This window comes from Seleniivibrio sp., assembly GCF_021209385.1.
Lineage (GTDB): Bacteria > Chrysiogenota > Deferribacteres > Deferribacterales > Geovibrionaceae > Seleniivibrio.
In genome coordinates this window covers 1-24485 of record NZ_JAJOIL010000036.1, presented here as the reverse complement: position 1 = coordinate 24485, position 24485 = coordinate 1, and the positions used below count along the sequence as shown (strand labels likewise).

The following is a 24485-nucleotide window of genomic DNA, read 5'->3' as shown; positions in this document are numbered from 1 at the left end:
GGTTATATGAGCAGATTTTTTAAGTTCATCGGCAAAGCGGCTCTTTTCATCCTCATCTTTGCAGTAATAGTACGCATAATATCCGTTATGGGCGCATCCGGCGAGGATCTCATCCTTGAGGATACCATTGCGGTCGTCCGCCTTGAAGGCGTCATAATGGACACGCACTATCTGGATGAAAAACTGAAAACACTTGATGAAAACGACAAGGTAAAAGGCGTTATCCTTGAGATAAACTCCCCCGGCGGAGCTATCGCCCCCACACAGCAGCTTTATCTGCGCATCATGAAGATGCATAAGCCAGTTTACGCAGTTATGGAAACTGTGGCGGCATCAGGCGGATACTACACAGCCGTGGCATGTGACAAGGTATATGCCATGGAAAGCACCATAACCGGTAGCATCGGCGTTATCATGGAATACACCAACTTCCGAGGGCTGATGGATAAATTCGGCGTTCAAAGCGTCGTTATCAAAAGCGGAAAGATGAAGGACGTGCCTTCGCCCACCCGTGAACTGTCCGAAGAGGAACAGCAGTACCTGCAAGGAAACATAAACGATTTTTATGAGCAATTTCTCCGCGACATACTGAAACGCAGAAAAATTGACGAAAAGAAACTCCGCGAACTCGCCGACGGGCGTGTATTCAGCGGTCGTCAGGCACAGAAGCTCGGTCTCATCGACGCCATAGGCACAAGGGAAGAGGCGGAAGAGGCTATGAAAAAGCAGCTTGATATGCCCGACATAGAAGTTGAGGAATTCTACCCGCCGGAACAGAGTGTTCTGCGCTCACTCATGTCGAAGGCAAAAACACTTGCCGCGACAGAAGGAGTGGACGGCGGAATCTATTACCTTTACAAACCCGGACTTTGATATGGAACTGGGACAGCTTGCGGCTTTTACAGCCACCGCTGAACTGAAAAATATGACTAAGGCGGCGCAGAAGCTCAACCTGAGCCTTTCTGCACTCTCCACACAAATAAAACTTCTGGAAGAGGAGCTGAACGTCACACTGTTCGCAAGGCAGGCGCGCGGCGTAGAGCTTACTCCCGAGGGTTCGTCACTGCTTGAAAGCGCCATAGCTGTCAACGACACAGTTCTGAGCATCAAACGACAGGCGATGCGGATGCAGAAAGAGGTAAAGGGAAGTATCACACTGGGGGTAAACACAAACCCCGTCTTTCTCCGCATCCAGACCATCAACGCTGCCTTTCAGAAGAACCTTCCCGATATCTCACTCCGTTTTGCCGTGAGCGAATCCGGCAAAACACCCCAGATGCTTCGTTCGGGCGAACTTGACCTCGGATTCTCATACGGAAGATTCACCGACAAAGATATATTCACAATTGAGCTTTTTCCGGTAAAACTCTGCATGGTTGTGCCGAAAGGACTGCTTGAGGACACAAAGAAAGTCTCATGGGAAACTCTGGCAAACATCCCTTGGATATGGGGAAGTGAGGACTGCCCTTTCAGAACTGAGCTGGTGCGATCACTGCCTGATATAAAAAATCCGAAAAAGATAATCGTTGCATCCGACGAGAACCTCATGATGGAACTGGTGAAGACCGGTTCCGGAGTATGTGTTCTGCGTGAGGACAACGCGCAGGAGCTTGTGGAACAGGGCTATGTTAATATTCTCCATGACAAAACCATCTCCGTGCCGATATGCATCTCCTGCCAGAAAGAACGCAGAGAAGAGCCTCTTATAGATCTTGCGATGAAAACAATCCTGACAGTTTATGAGGTGTAGTATGAAAACTACTGTTTTTCTGATTATCACTCTTTCAATTCTCACTGCCGGATGCTCAAAAAGAGCTTGGTACGACGGTCTGCAAACCGGACATAATTACGAATGCGGGAAGCTGGAAGGCGAAGCAAAAGAAAAATGTCTCAAACAAAGCAACATGAGCTATGACCAATATAATGAGATTAAAAAATGAAAAAACTTCTGATCGCAGCTCTTTTTGCCGTAACAATAGCAGGATGCGCTCACGATACCGGAACCATAACTCAGATATCCACGATAGACGCGCTCCTTGCAGGTGATTACGACGGATCCGAGAAAACATCAAATCTCACCCGATACGGAAATTTCGGAATAGGCACCTTCGACAGACTTGACGGCGAAATGATAGTTCTTGACGGAAAAGTCTATCAGGCAAAATCTGACGGCAGAATCTATACACCAGACAACATCACAACTCCTTTCGCTTCCGTATCCTTCTTTGTTCCCGAAATAACTGTTAATCTGGAAAAACCTGTTACATTTGAGGAACTTGAAAAGCTAATTGACGAAAAGGTTCCCGATATGAACATCTTCTGCGCTGTTAAAGCCGAAGGCACTTTCAGTAAGATAAAAGTCCGCTCCGTTCCTGCTCAGTCAAAACCATACAGTCCGCTGGCAAAAGTTGTCACTGCGCAACCGATTTTTGAGTATGAGAATATAAGCGGCACCATCGTCGGTTACAGACTCCCTGCATTTGTAAAAGGGATAAACGTGAGCGGGTATCATATGCATTTCATTGATACTTCAAAAACATACGGCGGTCATATACTTGGCTTTCAAATGGCGGAAGGAAGAATATATGCAGACACGGAGAGGAAGCTTACTCTCATTCTCCCTGAAAGAGGACTTAAATCAATAGATTTGTCTAAAGACAGAAGCGAAGAACTTAAGAAGGTTGAAAAATAGAAAGCCCCGCAATCTTTGCTGATTTGCGGGGCTTTACGAGTTGGGTGGTGTCACCTCATGACCCATTGGAACTTCTCCTGTCCCGAACCTTTTCCGGAAACCTTAAAATCGGTAGCAACTTCTTTTCAGATACCTTCTTTCCGGTTCGGGGGGTTTCTTCCGTTACTGCCTGGGCTGTAACTTATAACTTTAATATGTACCCTTATTATAAATCCGCAAGTGGGAAAATTAAAACTATTTGCACATATCTTAAAAACATCTGTATAATCTCAATATGTTCTCAAAAGTATTCAGCGCACTCGTAAACGGAATTGAAGCAGAGATAGTAGAAGTGGAAACGGACATAAGCTCCGTGGGTCTGCCGTCTTTCAATATGGTGGGACTTGCGGAAACCGCCGTTAAAGAGAGCCGCGACCGCGTCAAATCCGCCATGAAGAACATGAACCTGAACGTCTTCGCACACCCCATAACAATCAATCTTGCTCCCGGCGATATAAAAAAAGAGGGCACCCACTTTGACCTGCCTGTGGCAATAGGGCTTACATGCTCCGCAGGAATGGTTAAGCAGGTGCCTGAAGACTGTCTGTTTGCAGGCGAACTGTCGCTGGACGGCAAACTGCGGGCGGTGGGCGGAATGCTCCCCATCGCAGAAGGTGCCAGAAAAGCAGGCTTTAAAAAACTGATCGTCCCTGCTGACAACGCTGATGAAGCCGCCGTTATAGACGGTCTGGATGTATTTCCTTTCGACGATCTGTCGTCTGTGACAGAGTTCATCAACAACGACTGCAAAGGCACACCGCACGCGTTCGACAGAACATCACTTTTCAGTGCAGTTAAAGAATACACTGTGGATTTTGCCGATGTAAAAGGTCAGTTCACCGCCCGCCGCTGTGCGGAAATAGCCGCGGCAGGAATGCACAACCTCTTTATGATAGGCTCTCCCGGCAGCGGAAAGACCATGATCGCCCGCAGGATGCCAACTATCCTGCCCGATATGTCGCTGACGGAAGCCATTGAGACCACAAAAATATATTCAGTGGCAGGACTGATACGCTCCGGACGCGACCTCGCCGTACACAGACCTTTTTGCAGTCCGCACCACACAAGCAGCAGCATAGCACTCATCGGCGGAACGTCCAAGGCAATACCAGGTCAGGTGAGCCTTGCATCCAACGGAGTGCTGTTCCTTGACGAACTGCTGGAATTCCCAAGAAGCGTCCTTGAAACCCTTCGCCAGCCCCTTGAGGATAAAGAGGTCACGGTATCAAGAGCCGGACGGACAGTGACCTATCCGGCGAATTTCATGCTTGTTGCGGCGGCAAACCCATGCCCTTGCGGGTATCTCGGCGATAAACAGAAAGAGTGTACCTGCTCACCGTCGCAGATTCAGAAATACAGGTCAAGACTTTCAGGTCCGCTGATGGACAGAATAGACCTTCATGTTGAGGTCGGTTCCGCAGACATAGCCGAACTTGCCGCCATGAAAGACGGCGAACCATCGGAAAACATACGCAAACGAGTTGCACAGGCACATGCCATACAATCTGCCCGCTTCAAACACTCAAAAACACGATTCAACAGCAGAATGTCGGAAAAAGAAACCAAGAAATACTGTATTTTGGATGAAAAGACCGCCAAACTGCTGGAAACCGCTGCTAAAAAATATAACCTCAGCGCCAGAAGCTATTCAAAAGTGCTGAAAACCGCCCGCACAATAGCCGATCTGGACTCATCCGCCGAAATCGCTGCAAAACACATCCTCGAATCTCTTCAATACAGGCTCATACAGGAATAACAGTATTTTTCAATAATCGCTTATTTTTGTTAATTATTCCTCACCATGATTCGACATTTCCCCATATACAATGATATAATATGGTATGAGAATATCCAAGAAGACCGAGTATGCTGTTCACAGTCTACTCTATATTACTTTTTTTAAAGACCGGACTGTTCTGTTGGATGAACTCGCTGCACAGGGAATTTCCAGAGAATATCTGGCAAAGGTCATGCGGCTGCTCACAAAGAGCGGTATTCTGAAGTCCTCCGTGGGGGTAAATGGAGGATACGTCTTAGCAAGACCTGCAGACCAGATCACTTTGGAAGACATTTTCAATGCTGTTGAAGGCGACGCATATTACAGATGCGAATCGAAATCAAGAAGATGCGGTTTGGCAGGTAAATGCGGACTGACTGAAGCCTTCGGCGCCGCAAGGAAAATGTTCCTCAGCGAACTTAGAAAATGCAAAATGTCTGATATGATGGAAAAAAGTGTATCAGACGGAAGCTGGTTGAAAAATCTGAATCCTGTCGTTTAAAAGACAGACGTAATCATACGGCGGGTTCACGGGATGCTTCCAGAAGAAAGCGGTATAAAGGCGCAAGTTTGAAAAAGTCTTCCAGAAGTGCGCCTGCGAACCCGTTCCCGTATAAAGATTCATCGTTGTCTCTTGTCGCGACAAGATAAAGAGTTTTCCGCTGATACCAGTCCACAAAACGGGCGTCCTTCATTCCTGACGGTACCTTTTTATACTTTTCACCATCGAGGGTGAAGGGTAAAAGGTTGTCGGGCTTTGAGAATGACACTGCGTCTGCAAATCGCTTTGCATCCATGTCTATCATCTGCCTGAAATGGCGCATGGTAGCCGGTTTTGCACTGTAAAAGCCCATTCCCCAGACATAGCGCTCAGGTCCCAGCTCAAAAAAGAATGCGGGAGCATCGCACCAGTCGTCGTTTGCTCTTTTAAAGACAAGCCAGCTGACAGATTTATACGGTGTTTTGTCCTTTGAAAAACGGGTGTCGCGTCGTATGCGCGAAACGGTGCGCCATCCGGTGATAAACTGTTCGTCCACGGAGAGCATACCGTCAGTAAGCTCTGCGGAAAGTTCCTTCATGGGCGTCTGAACATATTCCCTATATTCTTCCTTATGGGCTTCGTACCACTCATGGGTGTTGTTTTCCCTGATACCTCTCATAAACTCGAACGCCTTAGGGGTAAACCCTTTAAAATATTGCCGCATCATTCGTATCTGTCCCACCATTTTTCAACAGGCGCAATACCGCCGACTGTAAATGGAAGCCCTATTTCAGGTGTCACATAATTAAGATTTCTCTTATGTGCTTCCGCCGTAAACCTTTCGATGGGTTCTTTCCAGTAAAAATCAGAAAGGGTGAATGTTCCCCAATGTATAGGAAGAACCGTTCCGCTGCCAAGGTCTTTTGACGCCTGAACGGCCTCTTCCGGTGTCATGTGGCTGAAAGGCCATTTTGCGTTGTAAGCACCTATATCAACGAGTGACAGCTCAAAAGGTCCGTACTCGTGTCCTATCTGCCGGAACTGTTCCATGTATCCTGAATCGCCGCTGAAAAATACCTTATGACCACCCATCTCAATTACATACGATGCCCAGAATGTTTTGTTGGTGTCAAAGTAGCTTCTGCCCGACCTGTGCAGAGCGGGTGTGGCTGTTATCTTCATATTCGGCATGGATAACGACTGGTACCAGTCCAGTTCTATAATACGAAGGGGATCAACTCCCCACTTTTCAAGATATTGTCCCACGCCCAGAGGCACGATAAACATACCGACTCTGTCCTTAAGGGATTTTATCGCCCTCTCGTCCAGATGGTCATAGTGGTTGTGGGAGATTATCACAGCATCCACGAAGCCGATGTTTACTCCCCTTATGGGATTATCGTCAGTATATCTTTCGGGACCTATAAAGCTTAAAGGGGAAACTCTTTTTGAGAACACGGGGTCGGTGATTATCTTCATGTCCCCCTGCTTAAGCATAACACTGGCATGCCCAAGCCAAGTTGCCTGAAGGGTGTCTCCGGTGTTCATATTCGCATACAGAGGGTTTATTTTGTGCGCTTTTATAAGTTCTTTGGGTGAATATTTTCCGCTTTCAAAAAGTATCCTGTATATAGAGCCTAGCTTGCTGCCGGACGATTTATTCGGCGTTTCCACGAGGTTGTGAAATGTTCCGTCTCTGAAATGTTCCGATGCATAGGAAACTTTTTTCTCGTGTGTGGCAAACATGATCACCATTATGACCGCAGCGGCCAGAAATATCTTTCCCATCTCAACTCCCGAATAAAAAGCAGTAGTATATAAACTATGCCTCTGTCCTGAAAATTAAACCCTAAAATATTGCAGAGGAACCGTCCAGTGACAGTTTAAACCCCGAAAGCAGAACCCTGCTCTTACGGTTTATCTTTTCGCAGAGGATGTCGGTAATGTGTTTTAACTCTTCAGTGTTATGCGCAACGCCGTTCAGAAACCCGCTTCTGTGCATATATTCCGCATCAAAGGCGTTTCCGGTTATCAGAAATTCAGAAGCGGATGCCGACTGCATCAGCCTCGGAATCGCCTGTGTTCCGCCGAATCCGGTTATAATGCCCAGCTTCGCCCCGGGATGCGCGAATTTGCTCTTTCCAGTCGCATAGCGGAAATCGCACGACGCGGCAAAATCCATACCGCCGCCCATGCAGAAACCGTCTATCTCTGCTATGACCACCTGCGGCATGGTGCGTATTGTTCCGAACATGGTGTTGCCCAGTTTGGAGAACCATTTAGCTTCAAAGCCGTTATATGTGCTTAACGTGCGCAGGTCGGCTCCCACTGCGAAGCATCCGCCCTCGCCGTATATCCGCACCGTTTTTGCGGGGCTTTCCTTTACCATGCGCAGGTTCTTTATTATCTCTTTAAGTGTCTCCACATCCAGAAGAGTGAACTGTCCTGTCTGCGGAACCAGTCTGATATGAGCTGTCAGCCCATCTATGCGTGTTTCTATCATATCAGAACCTGTAATCTTCCCATCTGTCTTTGAACTTAGCTTCCCGTTTTTCAACAAAGGCAGACGTTCCTTCCGTCTTGTCAAACGTTGAAAACGAGAAGGTAAACGCGTTCTGTTCCAGCAGAAGCCCCTTTGCGAAGTCCATATCTATCGTGCTGTTTATGGTTTCCTTCGCAAGTCCGACGGCAAAAGAGCTTCTCTTGCTCATCAGAACGGACATATCGGTCACAGCCTTTTCAAGCGACTCTGCACCGTCCAATACCTTACTGACCATCCCCTTGCCGTAAAGTTCGGCGGCATCAACAGGTTCGCCTGTGAATACGAGATACTTTGCGAACGTTTCATAAGCCTTTCGCGCGGCAAGCTGTGTTCCGCCGAAGCCTGGGACGAATCCGTATTCCGTTTCGTTGAATCCGAACCTGCTCTTTGCTGTTGCAAACACCATATCGCAGGCAAGTATAAGCTCGAACGCAGGACCGAAGCAGTCGCCGTCCACAGCGGCAAGCACAGGTTTTTTCATATTTCTTATAAATGAGACAAGCCTCTGCCCCATCAGGTTATATTGTTTCACAACAGCGATATCTGCCTTGGAAACTTTTTCAATATCATGACCTTTTGAAAATACCCCGCTCTGCCCGCTGCGTATCACCGCCAGATTGAGCTCGCGGTCTCCCTCTGCAACGTCAAGAGCGGTAAAAAGTCCGTCCAGCGTCTCCATGCAGACAGGGTTGCCCTGAACACTGCATGAAATGGTTATCACACAGGCTCCGTCGGCTTTTGAATAGGTAACAGGATTGTTCATATCAACCTCAGAATAATAATAAGTTTGCTTATTATAAAAAAAGCGGGACGCGATGTAAACAATGGATAATATAAATCAGGATTTGCCGTTACCGTGCAATGAGAAATGCTGCTGGTCTATGTGGCTGTGGTACTCGCGGCGAAGTTCTTTTTTTGAATTGTTTTTCAGCATCTCGCGGCGAAGCTCACGCGCGGATTCCATGCTCTCTTTTCCCGAGGGGTCATAACTGCTTAGATTTGCAAACCCGTTTTCAACAGCTTCCATGGTCTGTTTCAAAGCAGCTTCACGGAAATATGCCACCCGCTCCTCAAAACCCGGCTGAGCTGTCTTTTTTATCATGCGTGTGATAGCGTGAATCCTCAGATTCTTCTGATAAATAACCCCGCGGCGTATAGCCCTGACCTCGCTTTCAAACCAGTCGTGCTTCACCCCCATGTTTCTCAGGAAAATATCCCCGTATGTCGGCGAATATTTTAAAAGGAGCTGGAGCATCTTTGAATAACGGTTGTAATGCATGGACTCTTCCGCCATCTCAAAGATAAGGTGTGAACGCATCCTCCCGGCATCAACATAGGCGATATGCTGTGGAACCATGTTGTTATGAGCTATTATGTCAGCAGAAAGGTGCGCACTGTAGCCGTATGCAAAAGCCTGTTCCTCATCGCTTCGGATGTCTGAAAACATTTTTGAAACCGTCTGCCAGCTATGTGTGGGCAGATTTTTCTTAAACGATGAGAAGTCTTTGAACAGGTTGAAAAGGTCGGGAAAGATGTTGCCGCATAAAAAGAATTGCGGATTGTTGGTGATAACGTTCATACTGCTGTTGTTCAGCACCTGCATCCCTATGCTTAAATGTGTTTCAAATCCCCATGCAAAAGATATATCAGGCAATGCAAACAATGCTATAATTATTATAAATAGTGGCATAGAGATTAATTTATTACACTCGCTCTTAAAAACAAGGGGAATGTAACGGACAAAAATTGTCCTCTAGTTGACAAATGAGAATAAGACCATTATAGTGTTATTATCAACAAAAGAGGTGCCGCCATGAGAGAAGAAGCGCTGAAAATAAGAAAGAAAATTCTCCCGATGAAAGATGCCTACGAAGAGCTTGACCCTGAAGAGAGGATTGAACTGAAACAGCTCCAGAAACAGCATGACGACATTTACAACACTCTTTCAGATGAAGACAAAAAGTGGTATGACAACAATTTCTCAGACTGGTATGCCAAATATCTGGACATAGAAACCAAGATATTTATCAAGCCCAGCGAAGGCTGCTGAAAATATCAGATCGCGTCGTCGTTGCACTCCTCGCGAAGACGAGCAGTCACAGCCAATTGCTGGTTAGAACCGAGCAATTCAAGGCGTAATATAAAAAATAAGCGCAGTGTACGAGTTTTGTACATGAGCATTATTTTTTAGATTACAACGCAGAAGTGCGAAGATTATAAACGGCAATTAATAGAAGACTTGTTTGAGGTATAACCCCTCCGCCGGCGCCGTAGGTCCCCCCTTCTTTCTGTTCTTCGTCTCAAGCATCTCCCTGACGCGTTCGGGACCGTGTCCGTCGCGGCAGAATTTTATAACAGTTCCGGTGATTATCCTCACCATGTTGTGCAGGAAACCGCTGCCGTTCACTTCGAGGCACCAGATGTCATCTTCGCGGTAGAGCTTTGTAAAGTTTATGGTTCTGACGCAATTTTCCCGCAGACTTTCCGCCGCACAGCAGGCAGTGAAATCGTGAGTGCCTTCAAATGCGGCAAGCACTTCCGGCGCGCGCTCGAAGTCCACCTGTCCTTTCACCCACCACGCTCTGTTGTAATGAAACGCACTGCGCACACGCGAATAGTGCATCCTGTACATATACGTTTTTGAGACCGCAGACCTTTGGGAATGGAAATCCAGAGGAACATCCCATGCCTTCGCGATGGAGATATCCATAGGAAGTATACTGTTCAGTCCCAGCACGACCGCCTCGTCGGGGACATATATATCGGTTATAAAGTTTGCCGTCTGCCCAAGAGAATGAACACCGGAATCAGTTCTGCCGGAACCCACTGCGTTGACATCCTGCTTATAAAGAACCTTAAGCGCCTTTTGCAGTTCCTCCTGAATGGAAGGGGAGTGTGTCTGCCACTGCCAGCCCGAATAATTCGTTCCGTTGTACTGGACAATAACAGCTTTATTATACAAGGGCATAGAGCACCGCCGCCGCAACGGCACATGCACCGAGCAGCATTTCGTACATATTTGGAAAGCTGATGGGTACTGCGGCATATTCTCCGGCATCCACTTTGTGTGCTACCGTGTCGGCATGTGCAAGCAGACTGTGCATCAGCGGTCTTATATATTCGTTGGGTCGAAACAGAACCTTGTAAGCCTTTCCGCTGTATTCCGGCGAAAGGGTTATCTTTTTAACGGTTCTCTTCGCGTCGTCTATGAATATCGGGATGAATTCCAGCGCCACCATCATAACTATACGCAGATTCTTTCCCGCATTGCCGCGTACGGGGAAAGACAAAAGAGCCGCAAGAGCTCTGGTATCGGTTATGGCGGAGAGCAGAACAGAATAATAGATGATAAGGAAAAAGCGGTATGTGAGAACCGCAGAACTTTTAAGCCCGGCAGCGAAGAAAAAATTCACCGCAAAAGTGACTATCAAAACAGTAATGAAAGGCTTTATTTTATAAAAAGTGTCAACGGGACTGAGTCTTGCGAATATCTGAACTGCAATGGCAGGGATTGTTATCAGTGAATATGACAATACTGAACCGGACATGCCGACCATCTGGATTATACTCAGAAATATGATCAGCTTAACCGCCGGATTCAGCTCGTAAAGAACAGAACCGGCAGCAGTCTTAACGCCTGCTGCCATGCTCATTTATTCTCAGGATTGCTTTTCTTCGTCGTCAGCGATCTTTTTTTGTGTTTTAGGCGTAATGTCAACAACGTCGTCAGTGCTGACATCGTTTGCAGCCTTTTTAAAGTTTCTGATCGCTTTTCCCATACCCTCTCCGATCTGGGGAAGTTTGCCCGCGCCGAAAACAACAAGGGCGATAACTAAAATGACAATAATTTCTGTTGAACCAAGTCCGAACATATTCTCCTCCGTTGTTACTCACTAATATATGCAATAGTGGAAAAACTCAATGTTTATTTATAAAACGTCCTCTGCGTTCATAAATATATATTCCCATAATCAGCAAAACGAGCCACAGATATCCTGTCACTGAAAAGATGCTCCGCGCAGTTACCGTTTTGACATCGCAATCGAGATAGCCTGCCTTGTTCAGACCGAATTCCGCCTGAATAGTTCCGTCAGGATCAATACATGCGGAAACTCCCGTCTGTGCCGCGCGCACAACACTTCGTCTGTATTCCACAGCACGCATTATGTCTGTTGCCATATGCTGATAAGGTCCCTGAGTGTCTCCGAACCAGCTGTCATTGGTAACAACGGCTATCATGTTTGCACCCGCTTCTATCTGCGGGCGGACAAGTCCGCTGTATGCGCTTTCATAGCAAACAAGGGGAGCCGCCTTTATCTTTTCATGGTCAAAAACAACAGGCGTCGTTCCGGCGGAAAAATCCTCCGCACCCTTGAAGAAATAATAATCTATCGGTTTAAACAGTGTCCCCAGCGGGAAATATTCCCCGAAAGGTACGAGATGCCTCTTGTCGTAAGTCTGGACGTTTTTGCCGTCAAAAAGATATACGCTGTTGTAGTATTTTCTGTCCTTCACCTTACCGTCGTTTCTTATAACTCCTGCAAGAACAGGTGTCACCTCGGAAACTATACTCATAAGCCTGTATCCGGTGAAGTCCTTGTCCATCATGTTCGGATAGACACTTTCCGGTAACATCAGAAGGTCGTAATTCTGAGGAGATGAGTTGCGGATAAGTTCACTCACCTGCAAAATAACCTCAAGCTCCTTATCCATATTCCACTTATCGTTCTGGCTGTAGGCAGGCTGTATTATCCTCGTTTTCAGTATCTCGTGGTTATATTCTCTGTGCTCTGCCAGAAAACCATATGAGAATACAGCAACAACCACAACAGAGGCTATCGCAAACGAATTTCTGTTCCTGTCTCTGATAAAAGATGCCAGCGCAAGGTTGAAATATGCAACGACAAGACTTATCAGAAATTCTCCGCCAAGATCAGCAGCCTGAACCGCAGGAGCAAAGGATGTCTGAGTATGCCCGAGATAAAGCCACGGAAAGCCTGTGAAAAGATTGGCGCGCACTATCTCAAGGGCGACTATCGCCGTAGCCGCGAGAATGTTTGCGGAAGGACGGCGTTTGTAAATAAAGCCGAACAGCGCCCAGAACAGTGCAAGAACAGCGGCAAATACCGCCACAAGCAACATTCCCACTATGGCGGGCGCACCGCCGAAATGGGAAACGGACGTTTCTACCCATCGCAGGTTGTAACAATAGTAAAGGAAAGCGAAAGTAAAGAAAATAAGCCACGGACGTTTATTATTTGAGGCAGCCAGAATAACCGGAACCAGCGCGAAATACGCCAGAAACCATAGGTCTATGCCCGGGGAAGCAAGGGTCAGCAAAAACGCTGACAATAAAGCCGACAGGTATGGAATGAGTTTCTCTTTCATTGGGGAATGATAATATAAGACGCGCGGAACTGCAATCTAAAGAAAAGTTAAATGCGGCAGCCTATTCCGAATCTGCGGCAGAACCTGCCCAGTCTGCTGTCGTCGAGAAGTTCGCCTGTGGTCATCTGCACAAGTATCTTGCCCGCCATGCCGCGACCTATAACCATCTTTGTTCCTTCACATGTGATGATGAGTTCGCCGCCGCCGTCGTTGCCTGATACTTCAACAGAAGACCCCTCGTAAATTCCCATCTCTTTCAGACGCTTTGCAAAGCGGCAGTGGGCGTGGTCTTCGCAGTCTATTACCAGTTTTTTGATGATTCCGCGGCTTCCAGCTTTCATCATAACCAGAGGAACTGTCGTAACTACGTTTTCACAGCATGTATTTGACACTTCAAGTCTCCTGTTGGACAACTATACAGCGAATGAAACTCATTATCAATATCAAACTTGTACATAAAATATTAATTTTCAACTGACAAATCAATCATTATTAAAAAAATATATGGAATAAACAGAATTATCGGGTTATTCTGTAAGTAAGAAAACCAGTCGGGGATGTGTATGAACCATAACACAAAAGACACTCACAACTTATTTTCTCAATACCTGAGCGAGCAGAACCTGAGGATGACAACCCAGCGCGAGCTTATCCTTAAAACTTTCTGCAAGCAGAAGAAGCACGTCACCGCAGAACAGCTCTATGAAGTTTTGAAAAAAGTTGACCCCACCATCGGACACGCGACTGTTTACCGCACAATGAAACTTCTGACAGAGGCGGGAATAGCCCGCGAACTCAACTTTGGCGAAGGTTCAGTTCGCTATGAACCGGACACCAGCAAAGAACACCACGACCACCTTGTCTGCGTTAAATGCGGCGAAAATATAGAGTTCCTTGACGAAGAGATTGAAAACCTTCAGAAGAGGGTGGTTACAAAATACGGCTACGAGCTTGTTGACCACTCGCTGAATCTTTACGGCATCTGCCCGAAGTGTCAGAAAAGCTAATATCAAAAACAATTTCTGTTATTTTTGATTAATACTCCAGAAACAGGTTCCGTCTTCGCGAGAAGTGGTGCGACGACGCGATCTAATCCATTCAGCAACAACATAAGGCATCGATAATTCTGTGCGGTTCAGACTGCTTCACCCCGATAGGGTTCGCAGAGATGGCATCCTCAATTTGCTACCTTAAAATATTGGTGTTTAAAACCAAGCATATCTAGGCGGGAGACAAAAAATATGCGCAGTGTACTTTATGGGTACATGAGCAATATTTTTTGGATTCCAACGAAGAAATGCGCCGTGTTATAAACGCCAACCCTAGTTCATTAAATCGGTTACGGGAACTATCCTTACCCCCATCTTCTCTATCTCCGCCAAAGCTTCAGGCAAAGCGCTGACAGTTCCGTCACGCAAATGTCCGATGGCAATGGAGCTGCCGTTTGAAAGGGCTTTCTTTGCCGCAGACAAAAGCTGAACGTGAACGTGGTTCTCTTTGTCATTCTTTGTCACAAGCCCGGGTTCTTCATTGTCCAGAAACGTGCTGTTTACAGCGCATTTCATGCCTGCTTTGCGACACTCGTCATACGCTTTTGAAGCCGGTGAAGTGTGGCTGTCAAGAAACCTTCCGGTATACAGCTTCATATATTTCAGTGCCTGCTCCATTTTTCCGGCATCCTCCGTATAGGCGGAGCCGGTGTGGTTGTTGGCACCGTCAAGCTGCATCCCGAAATATGCAAAGTTCGCTTTAGTGATGGCTCCGATGAGGGCATCCGGCATATTGAGTAGTAATGCGCCTTTGCCCGGGTCAAAACTCGGATATGCCTTAGGCTGCATGGGGAAGTGTATGAAAACAGTATTTGAACTGCTTTTTGCTATTTTTGCGGTCTCCACACCGTAAGGAGTGTAGGGAATAACAGCAAATGTCACGGGATAGCCAATATTTGCAAGCTGCTTTGCAAGGGGGATGCTGTATCCGCAGTCGTCTATCACAACCGCCAGTTTTGCGGTGTATTTTATAGGTTTCTTAACGACGGGTTTAGGTGCTGGTACCGGTGCCGGCGCAGGTTTTACAATCTGTTTCGGCGGTTCAGGTTTTTTCTCCGCGACTTTTTTATCTTCTGCTTTAGGTTTCGGCTCGGCTTTGGGCTTTTCCACAACTTTCGGAGCCTTCGGCACAAAAAAGCCTATTGAGTATTCTCCGTGGGTGTCTTTCACAACCAGAGGGGATTTTGAGACTATCTCAAGCCCGTTCTCTTTCATATAATTTCTGAGGTCAGCCGAAAGTTTTTTAGCATCTTTGTCGCTGTCCGTCTGGATGGTGATGGACATATCAACGCGGCTTATCCTGTCCTGACTTAAACCTTTGTCAAACATAAACAGCTTCACCGCGTTAACGGCGCTGACCACTTCCACAGGTTTTTCGACAGTCTTCTCTATGGTCTTTTCGACTATCTTGACTTCCGGTTCCGGTTTTTTTTCCGGTTTCGGAGGTTCTTTTTTCTTCTCAACAATTACCTTTTCGGGTACGGCAGGCTTCTTCGCCGGAGATTTTTCATCATCCTTCATCATATAGAAAACGGACGCAATGAGAAGGGGCATAAATATTATCAGTATGCCTATGGGAAACTGTTTTTTGTTTCCGCCTTTCTGGGTGCGTCTGGGTCTTGATGCGGGTTTTCTTACGTTCTTTCTGGGGGGCATATCACCACGACATTATGGCTGCTTCATCAGACAGCAGTATATTGAAAAAGTATTTTGCTTCCGCCTGTTCGCATCCTGCGATGAGGTCGAGGGCGCTTACGTTAAGGCTTTTCATATCATCCACGCCCACAAGGACACGTCCGCCCTCTTTGAGAAATTCTCTGACAGCGTCCAGAGATTCCGTCTGGGTTGTGGGAACGACAAATGATGGTTTTGACTTATCCGCCACCAGAACACCGTTGGCAGAAAGAAGTAAAAACACTGTAGCTGAGTAGTCGAATGCGGATTTTGCAAAGCGGAGTGCTTTCCCTGCTTTGATAGGGTCGCTTGATGTGAGATGCACAACTATGATTTTATCCGGCACGGCTCTCCTCCATTGAAAAGTATTATACAGTATAGCCGTTAAATGTGAAGAGTTAAAAGAAATTTCAGGATGCGGTGAAATATACCGCTTCAATGAGTTCCTGCGCGCGGCGGGTGATGTATTTTCTGTCGTGTTCAAGGCTGTTCATGCCTTCCATAAAGGACACGTCAACGTCCGTTCTGTGCAGGGAGGCAAAACGGGAAAAATGCGGTGCAAAGCTCATATCGCCGTACCAGCAGACATAGTCGCAGTTTTCGGGAGAGAAGCTCTCACCGTTTATCTTTGAATATCTGAGGCAAACCGGAACAACATCCACACCCGCTTCGGAAGCACCCGCCAGAAATGACGAACGGAACGGCAAAATCTTTGACCCGTCGGTGGAAGTTCCTTCGGGGAAAAGAACTACGTTGAACCCCTGAGATATTATCTTTGTGATGCCGTCAAGCTCACCTTTGATATTGCGGACGTTTCGCCGCTCCACAAAAAAAGTACCGCCTATCTTCGCCAGAAAACCAAGAAAGAAGGTATTTTCCATTTCCACTGACGAAATGAACACGGAGGGTCTCACGGACGAGAGAACCAGAATATCCAGATATGACATATGATTACAGACCATAAGCCTGCCGCGCCCGTCGGTCTCGCATGCAGTGTCAGTATTGACACGCACACCGAGAAATCTGCCCCCTATGCGGCACATAACGGACGTCCACCAGACGGACACCCTGCGGCGGTTCACGTCCGTAACGGCGTAAAACCGCAGCACAAGAGCGCCTATTATAAACACACAGAACAGGAAAGAAGCACCTGTAAGTTTGTAAGCCTTAAACATATTACTTAAGAAACTTCCTTACGAAGGAAGGATCCATCTTTTTACGGTCGATAAGCGTCAGGTAGTCGTAGCATTTGAACGCTTTGTCGTATGCTGGCTTTCCGCAGACAAAACCGCCCGCTTTCAGATACGACAGAAGCAGAGGCGGAACAAGGTTCACAGCGGCATCGCGGAATGGTGCGAAACGCTCCTCTCCTGTCTTCTCTATCATCCTGTCAAATTTTTTATCCCTGAACTTTCCGCGGGGGCTTATGCCGTCGTATTCCTTCGGCAGATAGCCGCTGTTGTTCAGCCAGTGGTGTATCAGCGCAGTCTGGAAAGTATCGTCGGAGTGTATCGACGAACAGCCGAACATATATCTTGAATCTGTGATGGACATGTAAGCGCCCAATCCTTTCCAGAGAGCCGCTATAGTCGCTCCGTTGCGGTAGTCGGGGTGTACGCACGCGCGTCCCAGCTCTATTTTGTGTCCAGAAAGTTCCTTTATCTCATCCATGTGGAACTCTTTCTCGGAATAGAATTTTTTATTGAATCTTGTGCTGTTGAGCCTGTAGGTTCCAATTGGCTTTCCGGTTTTTTTGTCGATGATAGCAAGGTGATCGAAGAAAGTATCAAACTTGTCAACATCTATACCGTAAAGGTCGGTCTTATAGGCATATTCTCCGTAAAACACCTGATAGCGCAGGCGTAAAACATCCATAAGCTCTTCGCCGTTCTCGATTATCTTGATGATAAATCTGCTGTTGTCCTCGCAGAAATTGGTGTTGGGGCGATATGTGCGTATACGGAAACGCAGAGTTTTTGATACATCTCTGATAACTCCAACCGCTTTTTTCACATTTGCCGGAGCCAGCTTTTCCTTTAGAGCGTTCATAGACACCTCACAGTATATGTCTGAAAAATAGCAACCAAATGTCAAAAAACGGTGCGGGTTTTGCAATAAATCCATTAAATCTTTCGCAACGAAGGGCATTTATAACAAATATCTGACATTTTAGGGAAATTATGCTGACAAGGCAGGCATATATATTAGTCCATACATAATATGAGAGGTCGGCACATGGCACAGGCGGACTTGCACTGTCACTCCAAATTCTCAAAACATCCTTCGGAATGGTTCCTCCAGCGGATCGGCGCAGCAGAGTCATACACAGAACCGGACTTCATCTATCAGACGGCGAAAAGCCGAGGGATGGATTTCGTAACTGTGACAGACCACAACTGCATCGACGCTTCCGTATATCTTAACGAAAAATACCCGCAGGACACCTTTACAGGGGTGGAATCCACGGTTTATTTTCCGGAGGACGGGTGCAAAATGCACATCCTCGTGTACGGGCTGAACCACAAACAGTTCGACATGATTCAGAAGCTCAGGCGGGACATATATCAGTTCCGCGATTATATAAAAGAACAGCGGCTGGCATACTCCGTAGCCCACGCAACGTTCAGCGTTAACGGCAGGCTGGCACTGAACCACCTCGAAAAGCTGATGCTGCTCTTCGACGTTTTCGAGGGCATAAACGGCGGACGGGGAAAACTCCACAACACCACTTGGGTGCGCACTCTGGAAAACCTTACGCCCCTCGCTATGGAAAACCTCTACTCACGCTACCGCATAGAACCCATAAGCGACACGCCTTGGATAAAAGGCTTTACTGCGGGTTCCGACGACCACGCGGGGCTTTTCCTCGGCAAAACATACACGCTCACCCGTGCGGCAACCCCGCAGGAATACGTTGAGGGCATCCGCAAAAAGGAGTGCCGCCACGCAGGACGCTACAGCGATTTCCACTCACTCGCGTTCACCGTGTACAAGATAGCCCACGATTTCAGCCGCACAAAAAAGAGCGTCCACTTCGCCGGCGGATTTTTCAGCAAGATAACCGGATACATCTTCGAGCAGGAGAAACCCTCCCTTATGGAGCGCATAAAGCTCAAAGGCTTTAAGATGAAGAACACCGGAAAGATAAACCAGCTGATAGTCGATCTGATTCAGGAGATGCAGGGCGAATCATTCAACAACATAGAACGCAAGCTTAACATGGTTTACCACAAGGCTTCCGACATCTCCGACGAATACTTCCGCATGATGTTCTCCCACATGGCAAAAGACATTGAAAAAATAAACATGGACGACCTCTACCGAAGCGTAACCACTGCGCTTCCGGCAGTGTTCCTCTCCATACCTTTTTTCAGTTCTTTCAACCAGATATACAAAGACAGAGAACTTATAAACCAGCTCAACGAGAGCTATAACTACGGTTACACACCTGTCCGCAAGCGTATCCTCTGGTTCACGGATACCATAAACGACCTGAACGGCGTTTCCGTCACTCTGCGCACAATCGGCAAAATGGCACACGACAAAGGCTATGATCTGAAAATAGTGTCATGCCTTACCCCCGAAGAGATAGACCACCGCCTGCCGCCGAACCTGATAAACCTGAAACCTATAGAGGCATTCAAACTGCCTTACTATGAAAAGATAACTGTAAAGGTGCCTTCTGTAATACGCGCCCTCGAAGAGATATATGACTTTGAACCGGATGAGGTTTTTATATCAACCCCTGGTCCGGTTGGGCTTATGGGGCTTCTGGCTTCAAGACTGCTCTCCGTTAAATCAACGGGCATATACCACACGGACTTCACAAAAGAAACCAAAGAAATCACCCATAATGACTCGCTGACCAACCTTGTGGAAGCCTACACTAGATGGTTCTTCGATTCAGTTACGGAGCTTAAAACCACTTCGGCGCAGTACCTCGACTATCTTGAGGACAGAGGCATAAACAGAAACAAAATGTCCGTTTTCAAACGCGGCATAGACGCTCGTCTGTTCTGCCCAATGGACAAGCGCCCCGACAACGTTTTCACTCTCTGCTACGCAGGCAGGGTTTCGCAGGATAAAAACCTTGATTTCCTGCTGAACCTCTTCACCGACCTTGAAAAGAAATACAAACTCAGGCTTATCATCGCCGGACACGGTCCTTACAGCCCCCGCGTTGAGGAATTTGCAAAGGGCAGGGAGAATGTCATCGTGAAGGGCGAAATAGAGCATACGAAAATGCCGGAAATTTACGCCCAGAGCGACCTGTTCGTATTCCCCAGCAATACCGACACCTTCGGCATGGTTGTTCTGGAATCGCAGGCATGCGGCATTCCAGCCATAGTCTCCGACATGGGCGGACCCAAGGAGATAATTGAGGACAGAGTGACAGGGTTCGTTGCCAAGGCAAGCGACTATTCCGACTGGACACAAAAACTCACATACATGATAGAGCTCTGGCAGAGCGACATTGCCGCATACAGGGATTTCGGACGCAGCGCCCGCGAGCGTGTGCTTGAACATTTCAACTGGGACAAGGTACTTGAGGAGCTTTTCGTCCGCAAACCCGATATGGATGCGCCGAAACCCTCGATATCAAGGCGGCTCGCCGTCTGATGACATTTCAGTTTATAAAGGAACTCTCCAGCAACCTGCCCGCACTTATGCGCGGCAGAACAGCGGGACAGCTGATAATACAGACAACGGATATGTGCAACGCAAAATGCCCCCAGTGCGGTATGCGCACGCAGGAGCAGTTCAAACGCTCCAAGCTGGACGGCGACAGCATCAAGGCGATAATTGATCAGGCGGCAAAGAACCGTGTCAAAGCGCTCTCTTTCACAGGTGGCGAACCGTTCCTTTTTCAGGATACGCTCTTAAACTGCATCTCATACGCCCACCGCAAAAAAATACCCTACATCCGCACGGGAACAAACGGGTTCATGTTCATGGGTGCCAACAAGCCGGGATTCGCAGACAAGATGCGTGAGTTCGCAAGGCTCTTAAAGAACAGCGGGCTTTATACCTTCTGGATAAGTCTGGATACTTGGGACATCATGGAACACGAGAAGAACAGAGGGCTTTCCGGTGTTACTGACGGGATACGCATGGCACTGCCTGTTTTCAGAGAAGAGGGAATATTTCCATCCGCAAATCTTGGGATAAACAGAACCATAGTCAGGGGCGAACTGACGGTTGATAAAGACAGCAGCGAATTTGAAAAAGCTCGTTTTTATGAGGCATACAGAGAAGGTTTTGCCAAATTTTACGGCTTTGCCGAGGCTATGGGGTTCACCATCGCAAACGCATGCTACCCGATGAGTATGCAGGAGGGCGCAGTCTATAAAGCGGAATCGTCCGATAATATGGTCTGCTACAATGAAACGGAAAAATTTCTGCTCTTTAAGGCACTTTACGACACTATTCCGCAATTTCGCGGGAAAATACGCATATTTACCCCCAGAAATTCGCTGAAAATGCTCATGCGTCAGTATTCAGGTGACAATGAGGCAGGGTTTGCCTGTTACGGCGGCATAGACTATTTCTTCGTAAACAGCGTAAACGGACACGCTTACCCCTGCGGGTTCCGCTCAGACGACGACCTAGGCGAATACGCTGGTCTGAACACTAAGGACATCCGCATCAAACCTTATTGCCGCGAATGTGACTGGGAATGTTTCAGAGACCCGTCAAACCAGACAGGGGCTATTACTGAGATATTCAGAAAGCCGCTGAAAACAGCCATGACATTTATAAAAGATCCGCAGTTCACCCGCGACTGGTGGAGCGATCTTTTTTATTATTTTGCCTGTTCGATGTTCAATTTCAGAACCCCGCCGAACTATGACAGGATGAAAAAATTTCAGAAGTAGACTGCCGCGTCGGCATAAAGCCTCCTCGCAGAGACCTTAAAAATTATGTTCGTAGCCGACGTTTGAGATGTCGGTAAGCTGTCTGTCCTTTTCAAGCCAGACGCCTGAACCGGATTCCACACGCCCGATGCAGACTACAGAAGGGCAAGCCGCTTTCAGTTCATCCGCTTTTTCAGAAGGAACAGTGAACAGCAGAGAAAATTCCTCGCCGGAACCGAGGGCATATTCAACCGTATACCCGTCACAAGGAACCTTTGAATGTTCCACAATAATCTTTACTCCGCTTTTATCAGCCATGTGGGATGCGTCCCGCCCTATGCCGTCGCTCACATCTATACATGAATTCGCTATGCCTGTCCTGCCGAGAAAATCACCAAGGGCAGTTTCGGCACGCACGAGGTAGTGATTATAGTTATCTTTTGAGCCTGAAATCTCCCTGTCCAGCAGTTGACGCACACGCCCTGCGGGTCTGGAAAGAAACAGCAGGTCACCCGCCTTCGCACCGGAACGTGTGAGAACGTACTCATTCCGCTCGCCCACTATGGTCAGCGATACGAAAAGCCCCGATGCGGAAGAGGTGGTGTCTCCGCCTATGAGCTTTACACCGTAAGATTCAAAAGGCTTTGCTATATCTTCTGCGGAGATCTCCATTCCTTCGGGGATGGCTATCCCAAGAAGGGCATATTTAGCCACACCGCCCATGGCGGCTATGTCGCTGACGTTTGCTGTAAGGAGTTTCTGCATGATATGGCTGAACGGAGCGTCATGGGTGAAATGCACGCCCTCCGCCATGATGTCTTTGGCAATAAGCGTCGTGCCGAATAAGGCGGCATCGTCGCCTACCCCTAGGGCGATGCCGCTGTTATCCAGCATATGTGACAAACTCTCGATAAGAGAGAATTCTTTCATAACTTTTCCGTTTTTTCGCGCAGTTCTGCCGCCGCCCTTGCGGGGTTGTCCGCCGCGCATATGCACGAGGACACCGCAACGCCCGACAGCCCGCAGCCGTAAAGCGTATGAATGTTCTGTGCGTTTATCCCGCCGATGGCAACGGCTGGCTTTGATGTGAGCTTTATAAGCTCCGCGATCCCTTCGGGTGCTATCACAGGGCGCAGGTCTTTTTTCGTACCCGTCATAAAAGCTGGTCCCACGCCTATGTAATCAGCGAGTTTCGCTGTTTCTATGTCCTCTTTCGTGTTGCAAGAATAGCCGTAAAGCATGTCGGGGAAAACTTCTTTCGCTCTTTTAAGCGGCACGTCTTTAACGCCGATATGCACAGCCTGAGCGCCCAGACAGCGTGCAAGGTCTATGCGGTCGTTAACTACAAACAAAACGTCCGTGCCTGCCAGAAGTTCCGTGAGTTTAAGCCCTGTGTCATACTGTTCTCTGGCAGTCATACCCTTATCCCTAAGCTGAACCGCAGTAACGCCGTTTTTCACCACCTCAGGAATGAACACCTCAAGGGGCTTTTTAAGCATGTGGGTCTCAAGAACAAGGTAGAGCTTTAAATGCTTTTTCATTGTTGTTTCTTATCTATTTTAACCGCGCAGAGTTTTCCGCACATGGAGCATGAACCCATGTCGTGGTTGCGTTTGAATTTCTTACGCGCAGTTTCAGGGTCGAGGGAAAGCTCGAACTGCTTCTCCCAATCCAGCTCTTTTCTGGCTATGCTCATCAGCCTGTTGCGCTCAACTGCTCCCGGCACACCCTTTTCCATATCAGCTATGTGTCCGGCAAGGCGGGATGCCATAACGCCCTGATAAACGTCGTCCTCATCCGGAAGACAGAGGTGTTCTGCGGGTGTTACATAGCAGAGGAAGTCCGCACCTGCCGCGCCTGCGATGGCGCCGCCTATTGCCGCCGTAATGTGGTCATATCCAGCGCCAATGTCTGTGGGGAGCGGTCCCAGTATATAAAAGGGCGCTTCATTGCAGAGGCGCTTCTGAAGCATCATGTTGGAGGCTATCTGACTCAGCGGAACGTGTCCGGGACCTTCTATCATAACCTGAACGTTCTTGTTGTAAGCGCGTTTTGTAAGCTCACCGAGGATGATAAGCTCGTCAATCTGGGGTCTGTCGGTGGCGTCCGCAGTTGCACCGGGTCGGAAACCGTCTCCGAGGCTAAGTGTGACGTCATATTTATATGCGATTTTAAGAAGTTCGTCATAGTATTCGTAAAGAGGGTTCTCTTTTTTGTGGACGCGTATCCAGTTGGCAAGTATGGAACCGCCGCGGGAAACGATGCCGCAAACGCGGTCGCTGTTGTCCATTCTGGCAACCGATTCCTTTGTTATGCCGCAGTGGACGGTGATGTAGTCCACACCCTCGCGGCACTGTTTCTCTATGTTGCGAAGAAGAACTTCTTCGTCAATCTTGTCGGTAGTGAGGTCTTTCATGGCGAGTTCCGCCGCAACTGCATATATCGGAACCGTACCCAGCATAACGGGGCAGTTCTTTTCTATCTCAACTCGTATGGCGTTAAGGTCGCCCCCTGTTGAAAGATCCATAACGCTGTCAGCGCCTGCACGGATCGCAGCATCCAGTTTTTTAAGCTCGACATCAAGGAACGGGCAGTCACCTGACGTACCGATGTTCGCATTTACCTTTGTCTTAAGTTTTTTTCCTATGCCGCGCACATCAAAACTTCTGTTTATGTTCTTCGGAATAACGACCTTGCCTTCGGCGATAAGGGTGACAAGCTCATTAACGTCAATGAGTTCATCCTTCGCAACCTTCGCTATCTCCGGTGTTATTATGCCTTTTTTCGCCGCCTCAAGCTGTGTCATGTTTATCTCCTTAACAAAAAACCCCGTTCCGGACAAATGCCGAAACGGGGTCATAAAGCCTTGCTAAATGTCCGTTCCCTACGTCGGCATTACCCGAATCAGGTCTTAGGGGTATATCTCAGCCGCATCGGGCACCCCCACGGTTTTAGAACTATATTACTTTTTACATACGTTCGCAAGAA

General features: G+C 47.7%; 27 protein-coding genes and 1 riboswitch. Of the genes, 10 read left to right on the top strand and 17 right to left on the bottom strand.

Going from position 1 to position 24485, the window contains the following annotated elements; genetic code table 11:
• Positions 1-6 precede the first annotated feature (6 nt).
• The 6 genes from sppA to LRY47_RS12090 all read left to right on the top strand — a co-directional run bounded on the left by sppA (position 7) and on the right by LRY47_RS12090 (position 5010).
• On the top strand, positions 7-873 hold the full coding sequence (gene sppA / locus LRY47_RS12115) for a signal peptide peptidase SppA (protein WP_295225802.1): 867 nt from the start codon (positions 7-9) through the stop codon (positions 871-873).
• 1 nt (position 874) lies between these two features.
• Positions 875-1750, top strand: a complete 876-nt coding sequence (locus LRY47_RS12110; RefSeq protein ID WP_295225800.1) for a LysR family transcriptional regulator — start codon at positions 875-877, stop codon at positions 1748-1750.
• A gap of 1 nt (position 1751) precedes the next feature.
• Positions 1752-1940, top strand: coding sequence for a hypothetical protein (locus tag LRY47_RS12105; RefSeq protein ID WP_295225798.1), 189 nt, complete (start codon positions 1752-1754; stop codon positions 1938-1940).
• Positions 1937-2692 (top strand): acetolactate decarboxylase, encoded by a 756-nt coding sequence (gene budA, locus LRY47_RS12100; protein WP_295225796.1) that lies wholly within the window; start codon positions 1937-1939, stop codon positions 2690-2692. Before LRY47_RS12105 ends, budA begins: the two co-directional genes overlap by 4 nt.
• Before the next feature lie 274 nt (positions 2693-2966).
• Positions 2967-4487, top strand: a complete 1521-nt coding sequence (locus tag LRY47_RS12095) for a YifB family Mg chelatase-like AAA ATPase (protein ID WP_295225794.1) — start codon at positions 2967-2969, stop codon at positions 4485-4487.
• Between the two features lie 85 nt (positions 4488-4572).
• Entirely contained in the window at positions 4573-5010 is a 438-nt protein-coding gene (locus tag LRY47_RS12090; RefSeq protein WP_295225792.1) for an Rrf2 family transcriptional regulator, read from the top strand.
• Between the two features lie 13 nt (positions 5011-5023).
• Here LRY47_RS12090 and LRY47_RS12085 read toward each other — a convergent pair whose 3' ends face one another.
• The 5 genes from LRY47_RS12085 to LRY47_RS12065 all read right to left on the bottom strand — a co-directional run bounded on the left by LRY47_RS12085 (position 5024) and on the right by LRY47_RS12065 (position 9185).
• Positions 5024-5713: a DUF2461 domain-containing protein gene (locus tag LRY47_RS12085; RefSeq protein ID WP_295225790.1), complete on the bottom strand. Its 690-nt coding sequence runs from the start codon at positions 5711-5713 to the stop codon at positions 5024-5026.
• Positions 5713-6777, bottom strand: coding sequence for an MBL fold metallo-hydrolase (locus tag LRY47_RS12080; RefSeq protein WP_295225788.1), 1065 nt, complete (start codon positions 6775-6777; stop codon positions 5713-5715). Before LRY47_RS12080 ends, LRY47_RS12085 begins: the two co-directional genes overlap by 1 nt.
• Positions 6778-6838: 61 nt before the next feature.
• Positions 6839-7492, bottom strand: coding sequence for an enoyl-CoA hydratase/isomerase family protein (locus LRY47_RS12075; RefSeq protein ID WP_295225786.1), 654 nt, complete (start codon positions 7490-7492; stop codon positions 6839-6841).
• 1 nt (position 7493) lies between these two features.
• Positions 7494-8294 (bottom strand): enoyl-CoA hydratase-related protein, encoded by an 801-nt coding sequence (locus tag LRY47_RS12070; protein ID WP_295225784.1) that lies wholly within the window; start codon positions 8292-8294, stop codon positions 7494-7496.
• Between the two features lie 75 nt (positions 8295-8369).
• A complete protein-coding gene (locus LRY47_RS12065) occupies positions 8370-9185 on the bottom strand; it encodes a zinc dependent phospholipase C family protein (protein ID WP_295225782.1) in 816 nt (271 codons plus the stop codon).
• Between the two features lie 159 nt (positions 9186-9344).
• Between LRY47_RS12065 and LRY47_RS12060 the strand changes: the two genes are divergently transcribed.
• Positions 9345-9581, top strand: a complete 237-nt coding sequence (locus LRY47_RS12060) for a hypothetical protein (RefSeq protein ID WP_295225780.1) — start codon at positions 9345-9347, stop codon at positions 9579-9581.
• Between the two features lie 177 nt (positions 9582-9758).
• On the opposite strand, the gene truA is transcribed toward LRY47_RS12060, so the two are convergent.
• The 5 genes from truA to LRY47_RS12035 are packed head-to-tail and all read right to left on the bottom strand — an operon-like array spanning position 9759 to position 13311.
• Positions 9759-10499 carry a tRNA pseudouridine(38-40) synthase TruA gene (gene truA, locus LRY47_RS12055; protein WP_295225778.1) on the bottom strand — a complete coding sequence of 247 codons (741 nt, stop codon included), beginning with the start codon at positions 10497-10499 and terminating at the stop codon, positions 9759-9761.
• Entirely contained in the window at positions 10486-11184 is a 699-nt protein-coding gene (locus LRY47_RS12050) for a hypothetical protein (RefSeq protein WP_295225776.1), read from the bottom strand. Before LRY47_RS12050 ends, truA begins: the two co-directional genes overlap by 14 nt.
• Before the next feature lie 6 nt (positions 11185-11190).
• Entirely contained in the window at positions 11191-11403 is a 213-nt protein-coding gene (locus LRY47_RS12045; RefSeq protein ID WP_295225774.1) for a twin-arginine translocase TatA/TatE family subunit, read from the bottom strand.
• A 46-nt stretch (positions 11404-11449) separates the two neighbouring features.
• Entirely contained in the window at positions 11450-12919 is a 1470-nt protein-coding gene (gene lnt, locus LRY47_RS12040) for an apolipoprotein N-acyltransferase (protein ID WP_295225772.1), read from the bottom strand.
• Positions 12920-12966: 47 nt separating this feature from the next.
• Positions 12967-13311 carry a FeoA family protein gene (locus LRY47_RS12035; RefSeq protein WP_295225770.1) on the bottom strand — a complete coding sequence of 115 codons (345 nt, stop codon included), beginning with the start codon at positions 13309-13311 and terminating at the stop codon, positions 12967-12969.
• Between the two features lie 171 nt (positions 13312-13482).
• Here LRY47_RS12035 and LRY47_RS12030 point away from each other — a divergent pair, with 171 nt between their 5' ends.
• Positions 13483-13926, top strand: a complete 444-nt coding sequence (locus tag LRY47_RS12030; protein ID WP_295225768.1) for a Fur family transcriptional regulator — start codon at positions 13483-13485, stop codon at positions 13924-13926.
• A gap of 315 nt (positions 13927-14241) precedes the next feature.
• Here LRY47_RS12030 and LRY47_RS12025 read toward each other — a convergent pair whose 3' ends face one another.
• The 4 genes from LRY47_RS12025 to LRY47_RS12010 all read right to left on the bottom strand — a co-directional run bounded on the left by LRY47_RS12025 (position 14242) and on the right by LRY47_RS12010 (position 17691).
• Positions 14242-15624: a divergent polysaccharide deacetylase family protein gene (locus tag LRY47_RS12025; RefSeq protein WP_295225766.1), complete on the bottom strand. Its 1383-nt coding sequence runs from the start codon at positions 15622-15624 to the stop codon at positions 14242-14244.
• A gap of 1 nt (position 15625) precedes the next feature.
• On the bottom strand, positions 15626-15988 hold the full coding sequence (locus tag LRY47_RS12020) for a hypothetical protein (RefSeq protein WP_295225764.1): 363 nt from the start codon (positions 15986-15988) through the stop codon (positions 15626-15628).
• Between the two features lie 64 nt (positions 15989-16052).
• Positions 16053-16817 (bottom strand): lysophospholipid acyltransferase family protein, encoded by a 765-nt coding sequence (locus LRY47_RS12015; RefSeq protein ID WP_295225763.1) that lies wholly within the window; start codon positions 16815-16817, stop codon positions 16053-16055.
• Position 16818: 1 nt separating this feature from the next.
• On the bottom strand, positions 16819-17691 hold the full coding sequence (locus LRY47_RS12010) for a GNAT family N-acetyltransferase (RefSeq protein ID WP_295225761.1): 873 nt from the start codon (positions 17689-17691) through the stop codon (positions 16819-16821).
• A 171-nt stretch (positions 17692-17862) separates the two neighbouring features.
• On the opposite strand from LRY47_RS12010, the gene LRY47_RS12005 reads away from it, so the two are divergent.
• Together LRY47_RS12005 and LRY47_RS12000 are read left to right on the top strand one after the other, a co-directional pair.
• Positions 17863-20262 carry a glycosyltransferase gene (locus tag LRY47_RS12005; RefSeq protein WP_295225759.1) on the top strand — a complete coding sequence of 800 codons (2400 nt, stop codon included), beginning with the start codon at positions 17863-17865 and terminating at the stop codon, positions 20260-20262.
• Entirely contained in the window at positions 20262-21518 is a 1257-nt protein-coding gene (locus LRY47_RS12000) for a radical SAM protein (RefSeq protein WP_295225757.1), read from the top strand. Before LRY47_RS12005 ends, LRY47_RS12000 begins: the two co-directional genes overlap by 1 nt.
• Positions 21519-21554: 36 nt before the next feature.
• On the opposite strand, the gene thiL is transcribed toward LRY47_RS12000, so the two are convergent.
• Genes thiL through thiC form a run of 3 tightly spaced genes read right to left on the bottom strand, consistent with a single transcriptional unit; the run spans position 21555 to position 24303 of the window.
• On the bottom strand, positions 21555-22427 hold the full coding sequence (gene thiL / locus LRY47_RS11995) for a thiamine-phosphate kinase (protein ID WP_295225755.1): 873 nt from the start codon (positions 22425-22427) through the stop codon (positions 21555-21557).
• Entirely contained in the window at positions 22424-23038 is a 615-nt protein-coding gene (thiE, locus tag LRY47_RS11990; protein ID WP_295225753.1) for a thiamine phosphate synthase, read from the bottom strand. The genes thiL and thiE overlap by 4 nt, the downstream gene beginning before the upstream one ends.
• On the bottom strand, positions 23035-24303 hold the full coding sequence (gene thiC / locus LRY47_RS11985; RefSeq protein WP_295225751.1) for a phosphomethylpyrimidine synthase ThiC: 1269 nt from the start codon (positions 24301-24303) through the stop codon (positions 23035-23037). Before thiC ends, thiE begins: the two co-directional genes overlap by 4 nt.
• A gap of 58 nt (positions 24304-24361) precedes the next feature.
• A riboswitch (TPP riboswitch) is annotated at positions 24362-24452 on the bottom strand.
• Between the last annotated feature and the right edge of the window lie 33 nt (positions 24453-24485).

What these genes read in the sequence shown, in the direction of transcription:
- budA (WP_295225796.1), top strand. Translation starts at nt 1,937, where the DNA reads ATGAAAAAACTTCTGATCGCAGCTCTTTTTGCCGTAACAATAGCAGGA.
- LRY47_RS12075 (WP_295225786.1), bottom strand. Translation starts at nt 7,492, where the DNA reads ATGATAGAAACACGCATAGATGGGCTGACAGCTCATATCAGACTGGTT.
- lnt (WP_295225772.1), bottom strand. Translation starts at nt 12,919, where the DNA reads ATGAAAGAGAAACTCATTCCATACCTGTCGGCTTTATTGTCAGCGTTT.
- thiE (WP_295225753.1), bottom strand. Translation starts at nt 23,038, where the DNA reads ATGAAAAAGCATTTAAAGCTCTACCTTGTTCTTGAGACCCACATGCTT.
- sppA (WP_295225802.1), top strand. Translation starts at nt 7, where the DNA reads ATGAGCAGATTTTTTAAGTTCATCGGCAAAGCGGCTCTTTTCATCCTC.
- LRY47_RS12050 (WP_295225776.1), bottom strand. Translation starts at nt 11,184, where the DNA reads ATGAGCATGGCAGCAGGCGTTAAGACTGCTGCCGGTTCTGTTCTTTAC.
- truA (WP_295225778.1), bottom strand. Translation starts at nt 10,499, where the DNA reads ATGCCCTTGTATAATAAAGCTGTTATTGTCCAGTACAACGGAACGAAT.
- LRY47_RS12090 (WP_295225792.1), top strand. Translation starts at nt 4,573, where the DNA reads ATGAGAATATCCAAGAAGACCGAGTATGCTGTTCACAGTCTACTCTAT.
- LRY47_RS12070 (WP_295225784.1), bottom strand. Translation starts at nt 8,294, where the DNA reads ATGAACAATCCTGTTACCTATTCAAAAGCCGACGGAGCCTGTGTGATA.
- LRY47_RS12045 (WP_295225774.1), bottom strand. Translation starts at nt 11,403, where the DNA reads ATGTTCGGACTTGGTTCAACAGAAATTATTGTCATTTTAGTTATCGCC.
- LRY47_RS12030 (WP_295225768.1), top strand. Translation starts at nt 13,483, where the DNA reads ATGAACCATAACACAAAAGACACTCACAACTTATTTTCTCAATACCTG.
- thiL (WP_295225755.1), bottom strand. Translation starts at nt 22,427, where the DNA reads ATGAAAGAATTCTCTCTTATCGAGAGTTTGTCACATATGCTGGATAAC.
- thiC (WP_295225751.1), bottom strand. Translation starts at nt 24,303, where the DNA reads ATGACACAGCTTGAGGCGGCGAAAAAAGGCATAATAACACCGGAGATA.
- LRY47_RS12060 (WP_295225780.1), top strand. Translation starts at nt 9,345, where the DNA reads ATGAGAGAAGAAGCGCTGAAAATAAGAAAGAAAATTCTCCCGATGAAA.
- LRY47_RS12095 (WP_295225794.1), top strand. Translation starts at nt 2,967, where the DNA reads ATGTTCTCAAAAGTATTCAGCGCACTCGTAAACGGAATTGAAGCAGAG.
- LRY47_RS12085 (WP_295225790.1), bottom strand. Translation starts at nt 5,713, where the DNA reads ATGCGGCAATATTTTAAAGGGTTTACCCCTAAGGCGTTCGAGTTTATG.
- LRY47_RS12080 (WP_295225788.1), bottom strand. Translation starts at nt 6,777, where the DNA reads ATGGGAAAGATATTTCTGGCCGCTGCGGTCATAATGGTGATCATGTTT.
- LRY47_RS12110 (WP_295225800.1), top strand. Translation starts at nt 875, where the DNA reads ATGGAACTGGGACAGCTTGCGGCTTTTACAGCCACCGCTGAACTGAAA.
- LRY47_RS12010 (WP_295225761.1), bottom strand. Translation starts at nt 17,691, where the DNA reads ATGAACGCTCTAAAGGAAAAGCTGGCTCCGGCAAATGTGAAAAAAGCG.
- LRY47_RS12000 (WP_295225757.1), top strand. Translation starts at nt 20,262, where the DNA reads ATGACATTTCAGTTTATAAAGGAACTCTCCAGCAACCTGCCCGCACTT.
- LRY47_RS12015 (WP_295225763.1), bottom strand. Translation starts at nt 16,817, where the DNA reads ATGTTTAAGGCTTACAAACTTACAGGTGCTTCTTTCCTGTTCTGTGTG.
- LRY47_RS12025 (WP_295225766.1), bottom strand. Translation starts at nt 15,624, where the DNA reads ATGCCCCCCAGAAAGAACGTAAGAAAACCCGCATCAAGACCCAGACGC.
- LRY47_RS12105 (WP_295225798.1), top strand. Translation starts at nt 1,752, where the DNA reads ATGAAAACTACTGTTTTTCTGATTATCACTCTTTCAATTCTCACTGCC.
- LRY47_RS12005 (WP_295225759.1), top strand. Translation starts at nt 17,863, where the DNA reads ATGAGAGGTCGGCACATGGCACAGGCGGACTTGCACTGTCACTCCAAA.